Below are 20,598 nucleotides of genomic sequence, written 5' to 3'. Positions count from 1 at the left end.
CAGCGCGACCGCGAGCCGTGCGTTGCGGCGCCGCCCGATCACGCGCGCGGCTCCGCGATCAGCCGGTCGAGCGCCAGCGTGGCGACATAGGGGAGGAAACCCGCGGCGCGCTCGCGTGCATAGAGCGCGGCGACGGTGCAGGTGTCGGCGGGATCCCAATAATCGAGCGTGGCGAGCGTCAGCTGCGCATTGATGGCGCGCGCGGCGCGCAGCCGTTCGGCCTGCCACGCCCAGTCGGCGTCGCTCACCTTCTCGTACCGGCGCTCGGTGAAGTTCCAGCGGCTGGCGATCGCCTCGCCCAGCACCGCGTCGACATGGCGCGCGACGTCGGGCAGCACGGCATAGCCGCGGTTGAGCATGATGCGGATCGTCGGGAAGTGCGCGCGCACCGCCGCGATCAGCGCGGCGCCGGCCGCGACCATGCCGGCGGCGCCCGCCGGGTCGGCGCGCTCCATCGCCTCGGCATTGTCCATCGTGTCGATGAAGATGCCGTCATAGCCGAGCGCGAGGATCGCGGGGATCGCGCGCTCGATCAGTTCGTCGCGCCACGCCGCATGGCGCAGGTCGGCCAGCCGGGCGTCGGGCCAGTGCGGGTTGGGTGCGCGCAGCGCCCCGGCGCGATCCAGCGCGGCGACATAGGGGCGGTTCTTCTCCACCTCGCCGAAGCTGACATAGCCCAAGAGCGTGCTGCCCTTGCCGCGCAGCGGCGCGATCGGACGATGGTGGTGCGGCTCCAGCACCAGCAGGCGGCAGGCGCGTGCCAGCGCCGGATCGGTCGCGGCGCCATAGTCCACGCCCCAGCGCGCGGAGGCGTCGGCGCGCGCGGGGCGCACCTGCGCCCCCAGCGTCAGCATCATGCCCAGCGCGCCGCTGCCCAGCAGCAGCGCCCGCCGCCGGCCGATCGGATCGTCGCCCGTCACAATATCCGTCCCTGTTCGCCCACGACCGCGGGATTGTTACCGACGAAGAGTAAATAGACGAGGTGCACCGTCGCCTCCGCGGCCAGCGCCACCCCCACCGTCGCGCCCACCACCGCGCCCGCCATATAGCCCCAGCCGAACCCCGCCAGCCCCAGCGGCCATTGCACCAAAGTGGCGATCGCGGCGGCGGCGACGAACGCGGTCCAGGTCAGCAAGATGCGCCCGAACAGGTCGTAATAGGCCAGCGCCACCGTGGTCGCGATGGTGACCAGATGGAAGACGGTGCCGACCGCGCTGTGGCGGAAGGCGAAGATCGCGCGCATGTCCGCGCCGATCGCCTCGAACAGCGGCACCGCCAGCACCCAGGCGAGCGCCGCCACCAGCGCCTGCGCCAGCACCAGCAGCCGCAGCCCGTCGAGCAGCGTGTGGCCGACGTCGCGATGCGCCTCCTGGATCCGCTCCAGCGTGGAGGTGCCGGTACAGCGCGCCAGCAGCGCGCCGAACGCGCGGTCGAACCGCGTCTCCGTGACGATCAGCAGCAGCGTCAGCCCGGGCACGATCGCGAGCAACCCCAGAAAGCTGCCCGAATCGTTGATCGGGTTCAGCCGCAACGTGCCCAGCGTCGCGGCGCTGGACGGCCCCAGCCACAACAGCCATTTGTCGACCCATACCGCGGCCACCCCGGCCAGTCCCGATCCGGCGACCAGCAGGATGCGGCGCGCGGGCATGGCGGCGGAGGCGGGCAGCACCGCACGCGCGGCGAAATGCCCGCGCAGAATGGTGACGATCGATGCCAGCGTCGCGCCGAATCCGGCGGTGACGATCGCCAGCACCGCGCGCGCATCGGGCGAGGGCCACAGCGTGAGCGCGACGACGACGCCCGCGATGCCGATCGCATAGGCGGCGGGGACCGCACGATAGCGGCGCAGCGCGGTCAGCAGCGGTGCCGCGACCCAGATCTGGGCCAACCAGGCGACCGCGATCGCCGCGATCAGCACTTCGACCAGCGGCAGCGGGGTGGCGAACGCGAACAACAGCGCTCCCGCCGCGAGTCCCAGCGCGCCGCCGATGGTGAGCGCGGCGACGACCACCCCCGGCACGCCGCCCGCGTCGCGCGCGAACAGGCGGTCGGCGACCAGCCGCGTCGCCAGCATGCCCACGGGCGCCGCGACCAGCGCGGACAGGCTGAAGGCATAGACCAGCAGCGTCTGCACGCGATGCGCATCGGCCAGGTCGAGCCGCGCGGCGGTCCATTGCTCCAGCACCTCCATCGCGCCGGCGGTGATCAGCCACGGCCCCGCGCTGACCAGGCTGCCGTGCAGCGCCGCGCCCGCGATCCCGCCGATGCCGCCGTCGCGCGCCATCCGCGCGAGCTGGAAGCCTATGCCGGCCATCGCCGCCCCGCCGTCATCGCCTGCGCACCGCTCATCGGGCGCCTATAGGAAAACGGCGTTGCGAAATGGTGGATGGCGTGGTGCGCCGGCGTAACGAAATGGGACGATGACGTGTCGTTTCGGGTAATGTCGCTTCGTCGCTATCCGTGCGAGGGCGGGAGCGGGGAAAGGGGCTGTAGGCCGGGCTCGGGCGGCGATCGCGTCCACGGCCCCTAATTCCCTCGGTTCTCGCGGGAGTTTTGCGGAAGCCCCCGCCGTCACCCGGATAAAGTCGGGGCTTATCCCCTTCAAACAAGGCTTCTCCCTGCCTCCCCGGCGAAGGCCGGGGTCCAGTCGGGAAGGTCGCTGTGACGACGTACAGCGCTCGCCAACCCCTGTTCCCCAACTGGACCCCGGCCTACGCCGGGGTGGCGTACTTGTCTAAATGCGACAATCATCGATCACGTCCGGGGTGACGGTCTCTTCGAGCCGCCTACAGCACGAAGTCGCTGGCGGTCAGGTCGTGGTGGCCCAGCAGCGCGATCGAGAAGTCGGCGGTCTTCAGGGCGTCGGTATTGCCCTCCACGATCGTATATTCCTTGCCGCTGATCATCTGGAACGAGAAGCGCAGCTGTGCCGCGCCGGTGAAGGCAGCGCCCGCCTTCGCCAGCAGCGAGAACGCCTGGTCGCCGGGCGCGAAGATCGAGCTGTTGGCGTCGATCGCCGAGAGGTCGATCTTGTCCTGCCCGCGCACGAAGTCGGTGATGACGTCGCGCGTGCCGGTGGTGGTGCCGCTGTCCAGCTTCGATTCGAAGTGGAACACGTCTTTCCCCGCGCCGCCGGTCAGCGTGTCCTTGCCCCAGCCGCCGATCAGCACGTCGTCGCCATCGCCGCCGTTGAGCGTATCGTTGCCCAGCCCGCCGATCAGGCGGTCGTTGCCGCCCAGCCCGTTGAGCACGTCATTGCCCCAGCCGCCGTCCAGCACGTCCTGCTCGCCGGTGCCGGTCAGCGTGTCGTTCAGGATCGTGCCCGTCTTCGTGATGCCGACCACGTCGGTGATGGTGATCGCCAGCGCCTGCATGTCGGTGGCGCCGCGGGTGTCGGTGGCGACGACGGTCACGTCATAGACGTTGTTGGCGCCGATATCGGTCGGCGTCTCGAAGTCGGGTGCGGCGAGGAACTTCAGCACGCCGGTGGTGGCGTCGATCGTGAACTTCGCGCCGTCACCGCCCTGTGCGATCGAGTAACGGATCGAATCGCCGTGGATGACGTCGGCGTCGGTCGCGGTGACGGTGGTCACCGCGGTGCCGTTTTCCGCCATGGACAGTTTCGCGGTGTCGCCGCCGCCCAGCGAGGTGATGACGGGGCCGGTGTTCGCGACATGGCCCACCTTGACGTCGTGGCTGCCGATCGTGCCGACATCGATCGTCAGTATCTCGCCCACCAGGCTCTTGATGGTAGCGCCCGACACGGTCGTCCAGTCGGTGCCCGGCGCCTTCAGGTCAATCGTCACCTGGCCCTCGCCCGACACGGTGAACGACAGGTCGCGCCCGTCGCCGGTCAGCGAGATCAGCGCGGCGCGCATCGGCAGCGCGGTGATGTGCGTCACGTCGTCCGCGGCGGCGCCCATGGTGATCGCGAAGGTGCCGCCGGATACCGGCACGAACACCTTGTCCTTGTCATAGGCGTACCAGTTGGCGACGCTGGCGATGACCTGTCCCGACGACTGGCCGTCGATGTCGAGCGCGAAGGTGCCGGTGGTCTTCCCTACGGTTGCGGTGATCGTGTTGCCCGATACCGTCGAGCTGATCGTGGTGGCGTGGAGCGCGGAGATGCGGCTCGCCAGATCGTCGAGCGTCACGAACTCCATGTCCGCCGCGGCCGCATGTGCGATCCAGTCGGTGAACATCTGCTTCGTATAGGGCGACGTGCCGTCGGTGCTCCACATCGCGGGGCCGTAATCGTGCCACGGCCACACCACGACGGGGGCGTCGGCGTTCTTCGTCAGCGTGTCGAACTGCTGCTGCCAGATCGCCTCCGCCTCGGCCACGGTCTTCTTCTGGAACTCGATCAGCGTGAAGTCGAAGAAGGTGTTGGGCGCGATATAGACCTTGTCGCCCGCCGCATTCGCCGGGGTCATATAGCCGAAGGCGTTGGGATAGCCCGCGCCGACGCCGGAATAGCCGCCCGACAGATAGTCGACGTACTTCATGATCTCCTGCGAGGTGGCGATCGTCTCCGGCGCGCCGGGCACCGCGGCGCCGCCGACCGTCACCGTCTTCCCCAGGAACGCCGAGAGCTGCTTTTCCAGCTCGGCGCGCTCCTGCCCGAACTCGAACCTGATCTGTTCGGCGGTCAGGATGTTGGTGTTCTCGGGATGGGTGTAGCTGTGCAGCCCCAGCTCGCTGCCCATGTCGAGCAGCGCCTTGTAATAGGGCAGCGACACCGCCCAGTCGGTGGTCTGCCCGCCGGCCGGGTTGTTGCCGATATTGACGTAATAGCTGCCGACGAAATTGTACGCGGCCTTCCACTCCGCGAGCGTCGGGATCAGCTTGTCGTAGATGCCGGGCGTGCCGTTCTCCGGATGGACCTCGTCCTTCTCCTGGCTTTGGTCCATGTCGACGCGGGCGGCGACGAGGCCGGCGTTGCGCGTCATCTGCAACCCGACCGACAGCCCGCTGCCATGGACCGAATAGTCGATCGCCTTCTGCAGCAGGTTCTCGTCCGCCATCACCGCCTCGGACGAGAAGATGACGTTGCGCCCGCCGGTCTGGGTCGCGATCGCGGCGGCATAATCGGTGCCGTTGACCGTCTCGGTCGCGATCGTCTTGCCGGTGCCGTTGACGCTGGTGAAGGCGTTCCAGCCGACGTTGCTGTACTGGTGGACCACCTGGCCGTTGGTATAGCCGTCGAGGATCGCGCCGCTGGCGTCGGTCGCCTTGACGGTGACGTCGGCGGGGAAGCCGCCGGTGACGCGGGTGGCGTCGAACAGCAGCTTCATGCGCGAATAGCTGTCGCCCGCCAGCGCGGCATTGTCCGCGCCGTTGGTCATGAACTCGCCGCCCGCGATCAGCCCGATGCCGAACTGCTTGGTGGCCTGCTCCAGCGTGTGCGCGATCGCGTCCGCCTTGGTCGCATCGACGTTGCGGAACGAGGGGAAGACGATCGTGTCGTATTTGGCGAGCGTGGCGAGGTTCGTCAGGTCATCCTCGGTCAGGATGTCGAACGGCACGCCGGCCTGCATCGCCTGGCTCTGCGCCGCCATGAACAGCTGCGAATAGGCGGTTTCGCTGAAATAGTTCTTCGCGGTCGTCTCCGACCAGACGATCGCGACGCGGTGATCGGTCGCGGCGGTGATGCCGGTGTCATTGAAGACGGTGAAGGGGGCGGAGGAATAGCTGCCGGGCAGGAACACGCTGTCGTTGACGTCGTACAGCGTGTCGATCGCCTGCGGGTTGCCGATCGCCGCCTTCGGTACGCTGAATTCCAGCACGGTACCGTCCGCCGAGCGCGCGGCGGACAGGTTGGCGAGGATCAGCTTCTCGCCCGCGCCGCCGGTATAGAGCGAGACGGTGCCGTCCGCATTGACGTTGACGTTATACTCCGCGCCGCCCGCAAAGCCGAACACCTGATAGCCGGTGGCGGCGTTGCGATCGGTGTTGAGCCAGGCGGTGGTGTTGGCGCCGATCGCGATCGGTGCCTTGATCGCGAAGGCCATGTCGGTGCCGTTGCTGCGCGCGTAGATCGCATAGCCGTCGGGCAGCCCACGATCGATCCGGTCGGCATTGGTCCAGTCGTCCAGCTTGCCGTCGATCGTCAGCGTCGTCGCCATGCGCCATCTCCATGCGGGTCGGCACGGCCCTATCGTAGGCGCGCGATCCGCGGAACGGGCGCAAATTGGTTAGCGCGGCGCGCGAGTGTCGCGATCTGGAACACTTGCGTTACGGACAGGCGTAGCGGAAGCTGGCGTCGAGTTGCATCGGTAGGACGAGCGTGCGCAGTTTCTCCCCCGCGGCGGTGGCGCAAAGGCGCGCGCGGGCGGCGGCATCGGTGCGCCAGACGGCGGCATATTCGGCGTTGAGGACCGGTTTGCCGCGGTCGGTGAACGCGCGATAGCCCGCGCATTCGTCGAATTCATGGCATTGTTCGTTGACGGCGAGATCAAAGTCGGGCGCCAGATCGGCGAGTTGCGCGACATCGTTCTTGAGCGCGATCGCCAGCCCCGCGGCATGCGCGGAGGTGGCGAGGAAACGGTTGTAGGCGAGCTGGTCCGCGGCGGTGAGCGGGAAGCCGGTGGCATTGTCGTAGCCGTCGACATTGTCCGGCTCCACCCCGTCGCACCCCCGGGTCGCGGCGAGGCGGATGCGATCGGCGATCACGGTGCGGACGGTGGTGGAGCGGATATCGAGCCAGCGCTCGCCCGGCCAGCCGTCGAGTGCGCGACCGCGGTCGCCGGCGGCGAAGCGGGCATCGTCGGGGCGCCAGTCCTCCGAACTGCCGGCGGAGACATAGCATAGCACGCGCCGCCCGCCGGCATGGAGCGCGGCGATCGTGGCAGTGGGGGTGTCGAACAGGTCGATGTCGTAGATTGCGGCATCGACGCCGGTGTCGATCGTGCCGGACAATTGCCAGGTCCAGCTGTCGGTCAGGCGCGGAGTCCAGCGGGTGGTCGCCGGTGTCGGCGAGGGGGTCGGCGTGGGTGCGGGGGCGACGACGGCGGGCGTGTCGTCGTCCCCACCACTCGCACCGCAGGCGGTGAGCGCGGCGAGGAGCACGAGCGTGAGGTGTCGTCCGGTCATCGGCTTCCTTGTGGATTCGAACGGCAGCGACGTAGCGTGGATCGGATGCGGGTTCAGCCCCTGTCCAGCCAGACCGGCTGGTCGGGGAAGATCGCATCGGCGCGGCGCTCCTCGCCGGAGACGAAGGCGATGCGCGTGTCGCCCCAGTCGCGCCGGCCATGGAGCGCGACCGCGCAGCGCAGGGCGCGGCCGTCATGGCGGCGCTCGAACGCCAGCAGGTGGCGCGCGGCGGGGCCGGTGACGATCGCGGGCGCATAGTCGCCGTGCGCGAACAGCGCGGGGTCGTCGCGCCGCCAACCGAGCAGGCGTGCGATCAGCGCGAGCTTGGCGGGCGGGGCTGCCAGCAGGCGTTCGCGCGCGGCGTAATCGACCGCGCGGCGGTTGTCGGGATCGACCAGCGAGAGATCGGCCAGTTCGGTGCCCTGATAGAGATCGGGGACGCCGGGCAGCGTGTAGCGCAACGCCGTCTGCACCAGCGTGTTCGCCTCCGCCGCCGGCGCGATGACGGCGAGCAGCGCCTCCACGTCCGCGACGAAGGCGGGGTCGACTAGCAGCGCGTCGACCAGCTCGTCCGCCAGACCTTCGTAGCGTTCGTCGGGCGCCTCCCACGACGAATGGCGCTTGGCCTCGCGCAGCGCCTTTTGCTGCCACGCCTTGATGCGGTCGGCGAAGCCCGCGCGTTCGTCGGGCCAGGCGCCGACCAGTATCTGGAGCAGCATGTAGCGGTCGGCGGCGGCGATCGCCTGTGCGTCGTCGCGCGCCATCCAGCGTTCGGCGTAAGTACGCCACACCTCCGGCATCGCGCTGAGCACCGCGAGCCGGGCGCGGACATCCTCGCCACGCTTGTGGTCGTGCGTGGCGGTGGCGAGCATCGCGTGCGGCACGTCGCGCGCGCGCTGCGCGACGATGGCGTGGAAGGCGGCGGGCGCGACGCCGATCGTGGCGGCATCGGAGCCGACCTCGTTGCGCGACAGCAACCGGCCGTAGCGATAGAAAGCGGTATCCTCGACCGCCTTCGCCGCGATCGGCGCGGACAGCTGCTGGAAGCGGCGGACGGCATCGGCGGCGCGCATGCCCTGCGCGCCCGCAAAGGTGTGGAGGATCCAGTCCGCGACCGGCGCCTCGCCGGGGGGCAGATGCGGCGCGACGCGGGTGCGGACCGCGTCGCGGACGGCGGCGTCGCTATCGGGCGCGCCCGCGCCGGTGGCATAGGTGCGATAGACCGGGAAGACCCACAGCAGCCGCTCGATCGCGCGCCGCAGCATCGCCGGCGTATAGCCATCCGGCGCGATCGCGGCGAAGGCGGCGACGCAGCGTTCCAGCTGGCCGGTGAACTGCCATGCCAGCAGTTCCTGCCGGGCGGCCAGCTCCCCGGGCGCGAAGGCGGCGGGCTGGCCGGTCACGTCGTGCCACAGGGCGGTGAGCGCCGGCGCACCGACGGGATCGTGGAGGAGGAGCGAGACCAGCTCCATCGCGTCATAGCCGCTGGTCCCGTCGACGCCCCAGCCGGTCGGCTGCGCCTCGCCGGGGGCGAGGATCTTCTCGACCACGATCCACGCCGCGGGGCCGAGCCGGTCGCGCAGGCGGCGGGTATAACCGACCGGATCGGTGAGGCCGTCGACATGATCCACCCGCACGCCCTGGATCAGCCCCTCGTCATACAGGCGGAAGATCAGCGCATGGGTCTTCTCGAACACCGCGGGATCCTCGACGCGGACCCCGGCCAGTTCGTTGATCGAGAAGAAGCGGCGCCAGTTGAGCGTGTCGTTGGCGGTGCGCCACCAGGCGAGGCGGTAATGCTGGCGGGCGAGCAGGTCGGGGAGGGCGACGGCGTCGGGCGCATCCTGATCCGCGTCGCGCAGCGGGAAACGATGCTCGCCGTAGGCGATGATCCACCAGCGGCCGTCGTGGCGCTCGACCGCCAGCGCATCGTCGGCCAGCGCCTGCGACAAGGGGGTGCCGAGCACCGGCAGCACGATCGGCTCGTCCCAGTCGATGTCGAACACCGCGGCATGCGGGCTCGCCGGTCCCTGGGTCAGCACGTCCTGCCACCAGGCGTTGGTGCCGGTGGCGACGCCCATGTGATTGGGGACGATGTCGATCACCATCCCCATGCCGCGCGCCGCCAGCGCCGCGGCGAGCGAGCGGAACGCGGGCTCTCCGCCCAGTTCGGGGTTGATCGCGGTGGGATCGACCACGTCATATCCATGCGTCGAGCCCGGCGCGGCGGTGGTCACCGGGGAAGCATAGACATGGTTGATCCCGAGCCGGTCGAGATAGGGGACGATCGCTTCCGCATCGGCGAAGGTGAAGCCGGCGTGGAATTGCAGCCGGTAGGTGGCGCGCGGCGGGTGCGGGGGCGTCATCCGGGTCTTTCGCTGGTGAGGAGGCGGGCGCGGCGCACGACCGCACGGCGCGCGAGCAGCGCGTCGGTGGCGGCGGGCAGGCGGCGGCGCCAGTTGGGATGTTCGTCGATCGTGCCGGGAAGGTTGGGCTGTTCCTCCAGCCCAAGCATGTCCTCGACGGGAACGATCGCGAGCGCACCGGGCGCGCGGGCGACATGCGCCAGGATCGCGTCGAGGGGGACCTCCTCCGGCGGCGCCCCATCGCCGCCGAGCGCCCGCCACAAGGCGGCGCGATCGGCGGCGCGGTCGTCGGACAGGTCGCGGCCGAGGCGGCGCGCCCAGTCGAGGTCGCGCCCCGTCCACCAGCCGGCGACGGTCGGGGTGTCGTGCGTCCCGGTCATCGCGACCGCGGACGCATCCCATTCTTCCGGGTCGACGAAGGCGCCGTCCGCCGTGCGCTCGAACGGCAGCACGCGCATCCCCATCATGCAGCGGTCCGCCAGCGCCGCGCGCAGCCCGGGGGGAATGGTGCCGAGATCCTCGGCGATGACGATGCCGCCGGCGCGCTGCGCCTCGATCGCGACGATGCGGCGCAGGTGATCGCCGGGCATGGTCAGATAGGCGCCCTGAGACGCATCGGCCCCCTCCGAGATCACCCACAATCGTTCCAGCCCCAGCGCATGATCGATCCGCACCCCGCCGGCATGCGCGAAGGCGGCGCGCAGCGTGTCGATGAAGGGCTGGAACCCGCCGCGCTCCAGCGCGCGCGGATCGAGCGCGGTGATGCCCCAATTCTGCCCCTGCGGCCCGAGCGGATCGGGCGGCGCGCCGATGGTGAGGCCGCGCAGCACCTCGTCCGGTGCGCTCCACGCATGGCTGCCGTCCGCCGCCATGCCGACCGCGACATCGGCGATCAGGCCGATCGCCATGCCCTCGCGCGCGGTGCGCTGCGCGGTGGCGAGCGACAGGTCGGCGAGCCATTGCAGGAAGGCGAAGAAGGCGACCTCGTCCTCCTCCTGCGCGGCGAAGCGGATCACCGCGGGACCGCCGGCGTCGTGGAAGGCGGCGGGCCAGTCGCGCCAGCCATCGCCGCCAAACCGCGCGTGGAGCGCGTCGAAGCGGGCATGGGCCTCCAGCATCGGGCCGCGCTGGCGGCGCCAAGCGGTGGCCGCCGCGCGCGCGGCGTCGCCGGCCTGTGCATAGGCGCCGCGCAATGCGGCGATCCGCTCCGGGATCGCGCGTTGCCAGTCGATCAGGTCGGGGGCGGGGGCCAGGGCGGGCGGCGGCGGCAGCGCGACACCGATCAGCGAGGGGTCCGCGAGCAGGACGTTGTGGAACAGCCGCGTCGACGGCGAATAGGGGCTGATCCGCGCAGGCGCCGCGGGGAACAGCGCGTGCGTCGGGCTGATCGCCAGCGCCTGCGCGCCGAGTGGCGCGAAGCGGGCGGCGGCGCGGGCGAGCGTCCCGGCGTCGCCGAACGCGTCGGGGGTCTCGTCGCGCAGCGCCGGGATCTGCACCGCCGCGCCCCAGGCGCGCGCCGGGGGCGCGGGGCAGCGCCGCGGCGCGAGGGCGAGCGTATAGTCGCGCCCGCCCGCGAGCAGGCGGTGATAGCCGGGGCGGTCGAGCGCGGGCAGCGTCCCGTCGGCGCCGATCGCATGGGTGGCCCGGCCGCCATCCTCGAACAGCAGCTCGGCGGTGCCGCCGACGCCGGCGGGCAGCGCGATCGGGCGGCCGGCGTCGGCGGACAGGAACGGCGTATCGGGCGGATCGTCGTCGCCCAGGCGATCGCGGATCGCGGCCAGCACCTCGTCCGCGACGCGTTGCGGGCGGCCCTGCGCATCGGTCCAGTCGCGCAGCAGCCGGTGGGTCATGGCGCGATCCAGGCGACGAAGCGATCGTCGGTCGCGAACAGCGGCGCCGGCGCGAGCGGGAGCGGCGCGGGCGTATCGGCAAGGTCGATTGCGATCGTCAGGATCGCGCCATCGGCCAGCCGCCACCGCGCGACCACCGCCGCCGGGCCGGTGACGACGGCGTCGATCGATACCGCGCCGGCGAGGCGGGGGATCAGGTGGCGATGGCGCAGCGTCAGCAGGTCGCGGTAGAGCGCGCGCCATGTCGCCGTTCCGGGGCGCGGGCGCGAGCGTTCGAACGTGTCGGCCGCGTTGGGATCGGGGATCCGCGCGCGCGCGTCCGGATCGGCGAAGGCGGCGAACTTGGCGAATTCGCGGCGGCGGCCCTCGCGCACCGCGTCCGCCAGATCGTCGTGGAAGTCGGTGAAGAAGAGGAAGGGAGTGTCGCTGCCCTCCTCCTCGCCCATGAACAGCAGCGGGATCTGTGGACAGAGCAGCAGCAGCGCGGTGGCGGCGCGCAGCTTCGCCGGATCCGCCAGCGCGATCAGCCGCTCGCCCAGCGCACGGTTGCCGATCTGGTCGTGGTTCTGGAGGAAGGCGACGAATGCGGTCGGGGACAGATGCGCGCTGGGGGTGCCGCGGCGCGCGCCGTCGTGGTTGGCGGACGCCTCGCCCTGATAGATGAAGCCTTCCGACAGGCAGCGCGCGAGGCGTTGGGCGGGGCGATCGGCGAAGTCGGCGTAATAGGCGCTGGTCTCGCCGGTCAGCAGGACGTGGAGGACGTTGTGGAAATCGTCGTTCCACTGCGCGTCGTAGCGGCCGGGGGCGAGGCGGGGCGCATCGTTGCCCTCGTTTTCCAGCACCAGATGGACGTGGCGATCGGGAAGGGCGGCGCGCAGCTCCGCGGCCATCGCGTCGAGGAAGAGCGGGTCGGCGATGGCATGGACCGCATCGAACCGCAGCCCGTCGAGGCGATACTCGTCCAGCCACATGCGTGCATTGTCGACGAAGAAGCGCGCCACCGGATCGCGCGCCACCGCCACCGCGCCACCCCAGGGGGTATGGACGTCGGGGTCGAAGAAGTCGGCGGCATATCGGCCGATATAATTCCCGTCGGGGCCGAAGTGATTGTACACGACGTCGAGGAACACCGACAGGCCGTGGCCATGCGCGGCATCGACCAGCGCCTTCAATTCGTCGGGCGTGCCGTAGCTTTCATGGACGGCATAGGGCAGCACGCCGTCATAGCCCCAGCCGCGCGTGCCGCCGAACGCCGCCACCGGCATCAGCTCGATCGCGGTGATCCCGGCCGCCTTCCATTCGGGCAGGCGCGCGGTGATCGCGGCGAAGCCGCCGAGGATACCGGCATGGACCTCCAGCAGCACCGTCTCGTGCCATGGGCGGCCGCGCCATGTTGGATGCTGCCAGTCGTAGGCGGTGTCGGGAACGACGCTCCAGCCATGGACACCGCCGGACTGGCGGCGCGAGGCGGGGTCGGGGACGGTCGTGTCGCCGATGCGGAAGCGATAGCGGGTGCCGGGGGCGGCGGGCAGGACGCGCGCGTACCAGCCGTCCGGACCCGGCTCCATCGGTTGCGGCGGGTCGCCGTCGACCTCGATCGCGACGGCGGGGGCGTCGGGCGCCCAGAGGCGGAAGCGGGTGGTGCCGTCCGCGAGCGGTTCCGGCCCCCATTTCATGCGGTGGCCTCGCGCACTTTGTTCCCCGGCGAAGGCCGGGGTCCAGTCGGGAGCGGCCGGAGGGATGCGGAAACGTTTCCCCACTGGGCCCCGGCCTGCGCCGGGGAGCAAGGCAGGGGCGGCGGGGTGGGCGTGGCACGCGTCATTCCGGGAAGCTGCTGCGCCAGGTGATCAGCACGGCGCCCTGTGGCGCGACCTCGTAGCGGTCGTCGATCTCGATCTCGCCCTGATCCGGCCTCGCGCTGTCGAGCAGGACGGTGCGCGCGGCGTGGGGCGGGGGGAGGGTGAAGGTGATCGGGTCGGCGGACGCGTTGAGCAGCAGCGACACCGCCTCCACTTCGCCATCCTCGGTCTGCGTCGCGCGGCGCATCAGCAGCGCGCGGCCGTCCGGATTCTGCCAGTCCCCGGGCGACAGGCGCTGCCCGCGTTCGTCCCACCATTCGATATCGTCGACGCCCTCGCCCGGCGAATCCTGTCCGTAGAGGAAGGTGGGGTTGCGCAGCACGGTGAAGCGGCGGCGCAGCCCGGTCAGCCGCGACGTGAAATCGATCAGCGCCTGCCCCTCCGGTGCGGCGGCGGCCTTCCAGTCGAGCCAGCTGATCTCGTTATCCTGGCAATAGGCGTTGTTGTTGCCCTGTTGCGTGCGCCCGAACTCGTCGCCCGCGACCAGCATCGGAGTGCCGAGCGAGGCGAACTGCGTGGTCAGCATCGAGCGCATCACGCGCGCCCGCGCATCGTTGACGACCGCGTCGTCGGTCGGCCCCTCCACACCCCAGTTGCGCGAGGCATTGTGGCTGTGGCCGTCGCGATTGTCCTCGCCATTGGCCTCGTTGTGGCGCTTCTCGTAGGTGACGGTATCCGCCAGCGTGAAGCCGTCGTGCGCGGCGAGCAGGTTGACGCTGGCCCAGGGGCGGCGTGCGCGGCGGTCGAACAGGTCGCCCGATCCCGACAGGCGCGCGGCAAGGTCGGCGCGCTTGCCCGGTTCGCCGCGCCAATATTCGCGCACGGTGTCGCGATATTTGTCGTTCCACTCCGCGAAGCCGGGCGGGAAGTTGCCGAGCTGATAGCCGCCGGGGCCGACGTCCCACGGTTCCGCGATCAGCTTGAGGCGACCCAGCACCGGATCCTGCCGCAGCACGTCGAAGAAGGCCGCGCCGGGATCGAACCCGGTCGCCTCGCGCCCCAGCGTCAGACCGAGGTCGAAGCGGAAGCCATCGACGCCGAAGCTGGTCGCCCAGTAACGCAGCGAATCCGCCACCATCTGGATGACGCGCGCCTTGCTCATGTTGAGCGTGTTGCCGGTGCCGGTGTCGTTGATCGTGTAGCGCGCGTCGCCCTCGACCAGGCGATAGTAGCTGGCATTGTCCAGGCCGCGCCACGACAGCGTCGGGCCGCGCTCCGACCCCTCGCAGGTGTGGTTGTACACCACGTCGAGGATCACCTCGATCCCCGCCTTGTGGAGGCGGTGGACGGCGCGGCGCAATTCGTCCTGATGCTGCGACGACATATAGCCCTGTTCGGGCGCGAAGAAGCCGAGCGTGTTATAGCCCCAATAGTTGCGCAGCCCCTTTTCCTGAAGGAAGCGGTCCTGCGTGAAGGCGTGGATCGGCAGCAGCTCGATCGCGGTGACGCCGATCCGCTTCAGGTGGCGGATCACCGCGGGATGGCCGAGCGCGGCATAGGTGCCGCGTTCGCGCGCGGGCACCTCCTCCATCAGCTTCGTCAGGCCCTTGACGTGCGCCTCGTAGATGACGGTATCGGACCAGGGCGTGTTGGGGCGCCGGTCGCGCGACCAGTCCCAATGGTCGTCCACCACCATCGCCTTGGGCATCGCGGGCGCACTGTCGCGCTTGTCGAAGGAGAGGTCTTCCTTGCGGTGGCCGATGCGATAGCCGTGGAGTGCGTCGGTCCATTTGATCTGGCCTTGCAGCCGGCGTGCATAGGGATCGAGCAGCAGCTTGTTGGGGTTGAAGCGATGCCCCTCCTCGGGTGCATAGCGGCCGTGCGCGCGATAGCCGTACACTAGGCCGGGCTCCGCATCGGGAAGGTAGCCGTGCCACACCTCGTCGGTGCATTCCGGGAGCGTGAACCGCTTCAGCTCACGCTTGCCCTCGGGGTCGAACAGGCACAGCTCGATACGGTCGGCATTGGCGGAAAAGACCGCGAAATTGACGCCCAGCCCGTCGAACGTGGCGCCGAGCGGATAGGGCGAGCCGGGCTGGAGCCGGTCGACGAGCGTGTGCAACGGTGCGGTCCCCTTGTTGTCTTCGCACGCGCACAACATTCGGGGCGGGGGATGGTGGCATGGGGACGGTGAAAAAGGGCCGGCAACCGCTTCTTCGTCACCCCGGACTTGATCCGGGGTCCCGCTTTCCGCGGCGACGGAAGAAGAAGCGGGACCCCGGGTCGAGCCCGGGGTGACGACGTGGGTCAGCCGCGCGGCGCGGCCGGGTCCGCGGCGGGCACGAACTCCAGCTTCTGCGGCACCGTGCCCAGCTCGATCCCCTCGTCGCGGAACCAGCGCAGCAGCGTGGCCAGGATCTCGCTCCTCGCCCGGTACGCCGCGCGGGGGCTGTCGACGTGCGCGAAGCAGTTGAACAGGACGCGGCCGTTGGCGATCGAATCGATGAACACCGCCGAGGCCGGCGCGTCGAGCACCGCGGGATGTTCGGCAAAGGCGCGCTCGACCAGGGCGTGGGCGCGGTCGGCATCGGCCTCGATCGGGATCGAGAACTGGATCTGGATGCGACCCAGCGGGCTGGCCAGCGTCCTGTTGTGGACGGTCTTGGTGATCAGCTCCGAATTGGGCACGATCAGCGTCGAATGGTCCGGCAGCTCGATCTCGGTCGAGCGGACGCTGATCCGCTTCACGTCGCCTTCGTCGGTGCCGATGCGGACGAGGTCGCCAATCTTGATCGGGCGCTCGGCGAGCAGGATCAGGCCGGAGACGAAATTGGACGTGATCGCCTGAAGCCCGAAGCCGATGCCGACCGACAGCGCGGACAGCAGCAGCGCGATCCGCTCCACCCCGATGCCGAGCGAGGCGAGCGCCCAGATCACCGCCAGCGCGATGCCGACATAGCGCGCGACGAGGCTGACCGAATTGCGCCCCGAGCCGTCGAGGTCGGTGGCGGGCAGATACTTGCCCTCCAGCCAGCGCATGAACGCGCGCACCAGCCCCAGCCCCACCAGCAGCACCAGCACGCCGCGCAGGATGGTGCCCGGCGAGATCGCGATGCCGCCGATCTGGATACCCTGCGCCAGCGCGCCCACGCGCCCGAACAGGGTGCCCACGCCGCCGCCGGCCCCGAACGGCGCGAACAGCATCGCCACCGCGATCACGCCCAGCAGCAGGCGGACCACGCCCGACAGCAGCACGCCGAACTGGTCGATCACCGCGCCGCGCAGCCCCAGCGCGCGGCTCAGCACGCGGCCGACCGGCCCATCGCGCGTGAAGACGGTGGTGGCGATATCGTCCACCGCGGCCATCGTCAGGAAGACGATGCTGCCCAGCACCACCGCCCAGGCGATCAGCTGCACCACGAACAATGCGAAACCGAGATAGCCCGCCAGCAGCGCGACCGCCGCCGCGACGACGATCGCCCAGGCGACCAGCGCCAGCGCGCCCAGCCCGGTACGGGTCGGCGCGGCCTCCTCCGCATCCGCCCGCGCCGCGCGCAGCCGCGCGATCACCGCCAGCGCGCCGACGATCATCGCGAGATGGACGATCGCCTCGACCGCCTGGGTGGCGCTGAGCGCTGCCGCGCTGGCGCCGACCGCGGTGTTGAACGCGTCCCACAGGATGGTGAGGAAGGCGATCGCGGCGAGCAGCCAGCTGAACGGGCGCAACTGACGCGCGGCATCGTCGGCGATCGGCAGCACGCGCCAGCTGGGCTGGTTGCGCATCAGCACGGCGCCGGTGACCGCCGCGGTGAACCCGCCGAAGGTGGCGGCGGCGATCAGCGCATCGAACAGCGCGGTCCAGCCCGCCGGCTCCAGCTGCGACCAGCGCAGTCCCTGCACCAGCGCGGTCATCGCGATGAAGGGCGCCAGCGTGCCGACCAGCACGCGCCACATCGCATTGGCGGAGCGGCGCACGCGGTGCCCCGGCGCGCCCTCGATCAGGAAGCGGCGCCCCAGCCCGTGCGCGGCGGCGCGCCCGGGAAGCAGGATCGCCAGCGCGGCGGCGATGCCGACCAGCGCCGGCCACCACGGCGCGCGGGCGGGACGGTCGCGCAGGCTGCCGACGCCGCGGTCGACGAAGGCGGCGATGCGCCGCATGTCGCGCGGCGCATTGTGGATCACCGCGCTCCAGAAGGCGGGGGACAGCGGGGAGGGGACGTGCGCGAAGAGGCGCTGGCCGAACTGCTCGGCCTGGTTCTGCGTGATCTCGTCGGCCAGCTGCTGCGCTTCGACCCCCAGCAGGCGGCCGTGCTTCGCGGCGGAATCGAGCGCGACGCGCTCGCGGGCGAGGCGCGCGCGCTCCGCACGGATGTCGGCCGCCTCGCCCTCCGCGGGGGCGGCGCCGAGGCCGGCGATGCGCGCATCGATCAGCGCGAGCTGTTCGGTCAGCTGCTGCGTCGCGGCGACGGTGGCGGTGCGCGCGGCGAGCACGCCGGTGCGCAATTCGGCGCGGCGGTCGTCGTCCAGCCGCCCGTCGAGCGCGCGGTCCGCGGTGCGCAAATCCGCCTCCGCCTGTGCCAGCTGCGCCGACGCGGTGACGAGCGGCGACGGTTGCGCCGCGAGCGGGACGGGCAGCAGCAGGAGGAGAAGGGCGAGGCAGCACCGCAGCGGTGCGGGGAAGGGCATCGGCAGGCGGCTCCGGCACGAAACGGGAGCGTGCGCGATACGGCAGTTGGGGGTGGCTCGCCAAGGGTGGAGCATTCCCGGCCGTCACCCCGGGGCAAGCCCGGGGTGACGGATCGGATCAGGCCTTCCCGATCTGCTCCGCCTGCGCGCTGCTGTCGGGACGGGCCGGGCCGAGCACCGGTTCCTCGCCCAGCGGCTCGTTGCGGAAGGCGGTGAAATGGCCCTTGCCGTCGACGCTCGGCCCCTGCGTCCAGCGGCCTTCGGGGTAGGTGCCGTCGATCGAAGTGACGAAGAAGTCGTAATTGTGCTGCTGGTCCTCCTGCTCCTGCGGGAAGGAATTGGGGATCGGCAGCACCGCGGCCTTGTCGCCCAGCTCCTCGATCACGGCGAGCCATTGCTCCTGGTGCATCGTGTCGCGCGCGATCATGAAGTGGAGCATCTTCTTCATGCCCTCGTCATGCGCGGCATTGTAGAGCCGGGTGGCGAGCACGCGCCCGGTGCTTTCCGCGGCGACGTTGCAATACATGTCGGCGGCGACGTTTCCGCTGGCGTAGATATGGCTCATGTTGAAGGGCACGCCGTCGGAGTCGATCGGCATCGCGGCCAGCCCGCCCGACAGTAGGTTCTTGTGGATCATTCCCTCGATGACGTGGCGCGGGCGCTCCCCGCCCATCACCGCACCGACGATGCCGTCGGTCGCGCCCGCTTCCTGAAGCGAGGCGGGTGCCTTGTCGAGGTTGAGCGCGACGGCGGTCGCCAGCATCTCGATATGGCCGATCTCCTCGGTCGCGGTGTGGAGCAGCATGTCGCGATACTTCGTCGTCGGCGCGCGATTGCCCCACGCCTGAAAGAAATATTGCATGCAGACGCGGATCTCGCCCTCGACCCCGCCGATCGCCTGCTGGAGCATCCGCGCGAACGCGGGGTCCGGGTTCTCGACGGTGACGGGATATTGGAGCCGTTTGTCGTGGTAATACATGGTGCGCCTCGTTGGTGATGATGGCGGGGGACCAACGGGCGAAATGGGGTATGGTTTAGATTTTATGTCGTAAAGTCAGTAACATGGGTGGTGAGTGGGCGCGTTTTGGCTATTCCGTCACCCCGGCCTTGAGCCGGGGTCCCGCTCGTGCGGCCACGCCGGAGAAGAAGCGGGACCCTGGGTCCAGCCCGGGGTGACGTGTGGATCGTGTGCAGCATCACAAAAACGGTCGCCCGCCCGTTACCGGCACGGTCGCGCCGGTGATATAGCTCGCCTCGTCGGTCGCCAGCATCACATAGGGCGGTGCCAGTTCCACCGGCTGCGCGGCGCGGCCGAGCGGCGTGTTGCTGCCGAAGGTCTTCACCTTCTCCGGCGGCATGGTGGAGGGGATCAGCGGGGTCCATACCGGCCCCGGCGCGACCGCGTTCACGCGGATGCCGCGCTCCGCCAGCATCTGCGCCAGCCCGGCGGTAAAATTGTGGATCGCGCCCTTGGTGGTGGCATAGGCCAGCAGCGTCTCGTTGGGCTGGTCGGCGTTGACCGAGGTGGTGTTGATGATGACGCTGCCGCTGCGCATGTGCGCCACCGCCGCCTTTGCCAGATAGAACATCGCATGGATGTTGGTGGCGAAGGTCAGCTGCCATTCGTCGTCGGCAATGTCCTCCAGCGACTGGAAGGTCGCCTGATGCGCGGCATTGTTGACCAAGATGTCGACGCGCCCGAACGCCGCGACCGCCCGGTCCACCACCGCGCGGGCATGCGCCGGATCGCTGAGGTCGCCGGGGACGAGGATCGCGGTGCGTCCCGCCTGCTCGATCAGCCGTCTGGTCTCCTCCGCATCGTCATGCTCGTCGAGGTAGGAGACGAGCACGTCGGCGCCCTCGCGCGCATAAGCGAGCGCGACCGCGCGGCCGATCCCGCTGTCGCCGCCGGTGACGATCGCCTTCTTGTCGAGCAGGCGGCCGTGGCCGACATAGCTGTGCTCGCCATGATCGGGGCGCGGGTCCATCGCCTCGGTGCGGCCGGGCATCGGCTGCTGCTGTTCGGGATAGGGTGGTTTGGGGTGCTGGGTCATCGCTCCCCAATGGGCGGCCGGGGAACGCCGTTCCCCGACCTGATCCCGATCAGTCGCTATTTGCGGACGACGCGTTCCGCGACCAGTTTCTCGACGACGGAGGGGTCGGCGAGCGTCGAGGTGTCGCCCAGATTGCCAACCTCGTCCTCCGCGATCTTGCGCAGGATGCGGCGCATGATCTTGCCCGAGCGCGTCTTGGGCAGGCCGGGCGCGAACTGGATCGCGTCGGGTGACGCGATCGGGCCGATCTCGTTGCGGACGAACTGGCGCAGTTCGGCGCGCAGCTCCTCGCCCGGTTCGGTTCCGACGTTGAGCGTGACGAAGGCGTAGATGCCCTGGCCCTTCACCTCATGCGGCATGCCGACCACCGCGGCCTCCGCGACGCTGGCGTGCGCGACCAGCGCGGATTCGACCTCCGCGGTGCCCATGCGATGGCCGGACACGTTGATGACGTCGTCGACCCGGCCGGTGATCCAGTAATAGCCGTCTTCGTCGCGGCGGCAGCCGTCGCCGGTGAAATATTTGCCGGGATAAGTGGTGAAATAAGTCTGGAAGAAGCGCTCATGGTCGTTCCACACCGTGCGCATCTGCCCCGGCCAGCTGTCGACGATGCACAGATTGCCCTCGGTTGCGCCGTCCAGCACCTTGCCCTCGGCATCGACGATCTGGGGCTGGACGCCGGGCAGCGGCTTCGTGGCGGAGCCGGGCTTCAGGTCGGTGGCATAGGGCAGGGGAGAGATGAGCATCCCGC

The 20,598-nt window shown here is 70.1% G+C and carries 12 protein-coding genes (1 of these 12 cut by a window edge); all 12 read right to left on the bottom strand.

Going from position 1 to position 20,598, the window contains the following annotated elements; genetic code table 11:
- Window positions 1-38: 38 nt before the first annotated feature.
- Window positions 39-920 (bottom strand): endo alpha-1,4 polygalactosaminidase, encoded by an 882-nt coding sequence (locus PGN14_RS07810; protein WP_335298916.1) that lies wholly within the window; start codon window positions 918-920, stop codon window positions 39-41.
- The gene (gene pelG, locus PGN14_RS07805; RefSeq protein WP_335298915.1) at window positions 917-2,314 is read right to left on the bottom strand and encodes an exopolysaccharide Pel transporter PelG; all 1,398 of its coding nucleotides are present in this window, start codon (window positions 2,312-2,314) and stop codon (window positions 917-919) included. Before pelG ends, PGN14_RS07810 begins: the two co-directional genes overlap by 4 nt.
- 472 nt (window positions 2,315-2,786) lie before the next feature.
- Window positions 2,787-6,125, bottom strand: coding sequence for a M10 family metallopeptidase C-terminal domain-containing protein (locus PGN14_RS07800; protein ID WP_335298914.1), 3,339 nt, complete (start codon window positions 6,123-6,125; stop codon window positions 2,787-2,789).
- Between the two features lie 109 nt (window positions 6,126-6,234).
- On the bottom strand, window positions 6,235-7,092 hold the full coding sequence (locus PGN14_RS07795) for an endo alpha-1,4 polygalactosaminidase (RefSeq protein ID WP_335298913.1): 858 nt from the start codon (window positions 7,090-7,092) through the stop codon (window positions 6,235-6,237).
- 53 nt (window positions 7,093-7,145) lie between these two features.
- On the bottom strand, window positions 7,146-9,458 hold the full coding sequence (gene treY, locus PGN14_RS07790) for a malto-oligosyltrehalose synthase (RefSeq protein WP_335298912.1): 2,313 nt from the start codon (window positions 9,456-9,458) through the stop codon (window positions 7,146-7,148).
- On the bottom strand, window positions 9,455-11,308 hold the full coding sequence (gene malQ / locus PGN14_RS07785) for a 4-alpha-glucanotransferase (protein ID WP_335298911.1): 1,854 nt from the start codon (window positions 11,306-11,308) through the stop codon (window positions 9,455-9,457). The genes treY and malQ overlap by 4 nt, the downstream gene beginning before the upstream one ends.
- Entirely contained in the window at window positions 11,305-12,984 is a 1,680-nt protein-coding gene (gene treZ / locus PGN14_RS07780) for a malto-oligosyltrehalose trehalohydrolase (RefSeq protein WP_335298910.1), read from the bottom strand. Before treZ ends, malQ begins: the two co-directional genes overlap by 4 nt.
- 142 nt (window positions 12,985-13,126) lie before the next feature.
- On the bottom strand, window positions 13,127-15,229 hold the full coding sequence (glgX, locus tag PGN14_RS07775) for a glycogen debranching protein GlgX (RefSeq protein WP_335298909.1): 2,103 nt from the start codon (window positions 15,227-15,229) through the stop codon (window positions 13,127-13,129).
- A 185-nt stretch (window positions 15,230-15,414) separates the two neighbouring features.
- Complete coding sequence (locus PGN14_RS07770; RefSeq protein ID WP_335298908.1) at window positions 15,415-17,793, bottom strand: DUF3772 domain-containing protein; 2,379 nt, start codon at window positions 17,791-17,793, stop codon at window positions 15,415-15,417.
- Between the two features lie 118 nt (window positions 17,794-17,911).
- Window positions 17,912-18,772: a manganese catalase family protein gene (locus PGN14_RS07765; RefSeq protein ID WP_335298907.1), complete on the bottom strand. Its 861-nt coding sequence runs from the start codon at window positions 18,770-18,772 to the stop codon at window positions 17,912-17,914.
- 217 nt (window positions 18,773-18,989) lie between these two features.
- On the bottom strand, window positions 18,990-19,847 hold the full coding sequence (locus PGN14_RS07760; RefSeq protein WP_335298906.1) for a glucose 1-dehydrogenase: 858 nt from the start codon (window positions 19,845-19,847) through the stop codon (window positions 18,990-18,992).
- 56 nt (window positions 19,848-19,903) lie between these two features.
- Window positions 19,904-20,598 carry the 3' portion of an acetate--CoA ligase gene (gene acs, locus PGN14_RS07755; RefSeq protein WP_335298905.1) on the bottom strand. 1,240 nt of this gene lie beyond the right edge of the window, so the window shows 695 of its 1,935 coding nt (coding positions 1,241-1,935); its start codon lies off the right edge, out of view; it ends in the stop codon at window positions 19,904-19,906.

Source organism: Sphingomonas adhaesiva (assembly GCF_036946305.1).
Lineage (GTDB): Bacteria > Pseudomonadota > Alphaproteobacteria > Sphingomonadales > Sphingomonadaceae > Sphingomonas > Sphingomonas adhaesiva_B.
Note: the sequence above shows the minus strand (reverse complement) of the source record. Positions and strands in the feature narration are given on the sequence as shown.

Bases quoted from the DNA above. Each gene is read 5' to 3' on its own strand.
- pelG (WP_335298915.1), bottom strand. From the start codon at position 2,314: ATGGCCGGCATAGGCTTCCAGCTCGCGCGGATGGCGCGCGACGGCGGC.
- PGN14_RS07770 (WP_335298908.1), bottom strand. From the start codon at position 17,793: ATGCCCTTCCCCGCACCGCTGCGGTGCTGCCTCGCCCTTCTCCTCCTG.
- PGN14_RS07765 (WP_335298907.1), bottom strand. From the start codon at position 18,772: ATGTATTACCACGACAAACGGCTCCAATATCCCGTCACCGTCGAGAAC.
- PGN14_RS07800 (WP_335298914.1), bottom strand. From the start codon at position 6,125: ATGGCGACGACGCTGACGATCGACGGCAAGCTGGACGACTGGACCAAT.
- treZ (WP_335298910.1), bottom strand. From the start codon at position 12,984: ATGAAATGGGGGCCGGAACCGCTCGCGGACGGCACCACCCGCTTCCGC.
- treY (WP_335298912.1), bottom strand. From the start codon at position 9,458: ATGACGCCCCCGCACCCGCCGCGCGCCACCTACCGGCTGCAATTCCAC.
- PGN14_RS07760 (WP_335298906.1), bottom strand. From the start codon at position 19,847: ATGACCCAGCACCCCAAACCACCCTATCCCGAACAGCAGCAGCCGATG.
- PGN14_RS07795 (WP_335298913.1), bottom strand. From the start codon at position 7,092: ATGACCGGACGACACCTCACGCTCGTGCTCCTCGCCGCGCTCACCGCC.
- malQ (WP_335298911.1), bottom strand. From the start codon at position 11,308: ATGACCCACCGGCTGCTGCGCGACTGGACCGATGCGCAGGGCCGCCCG.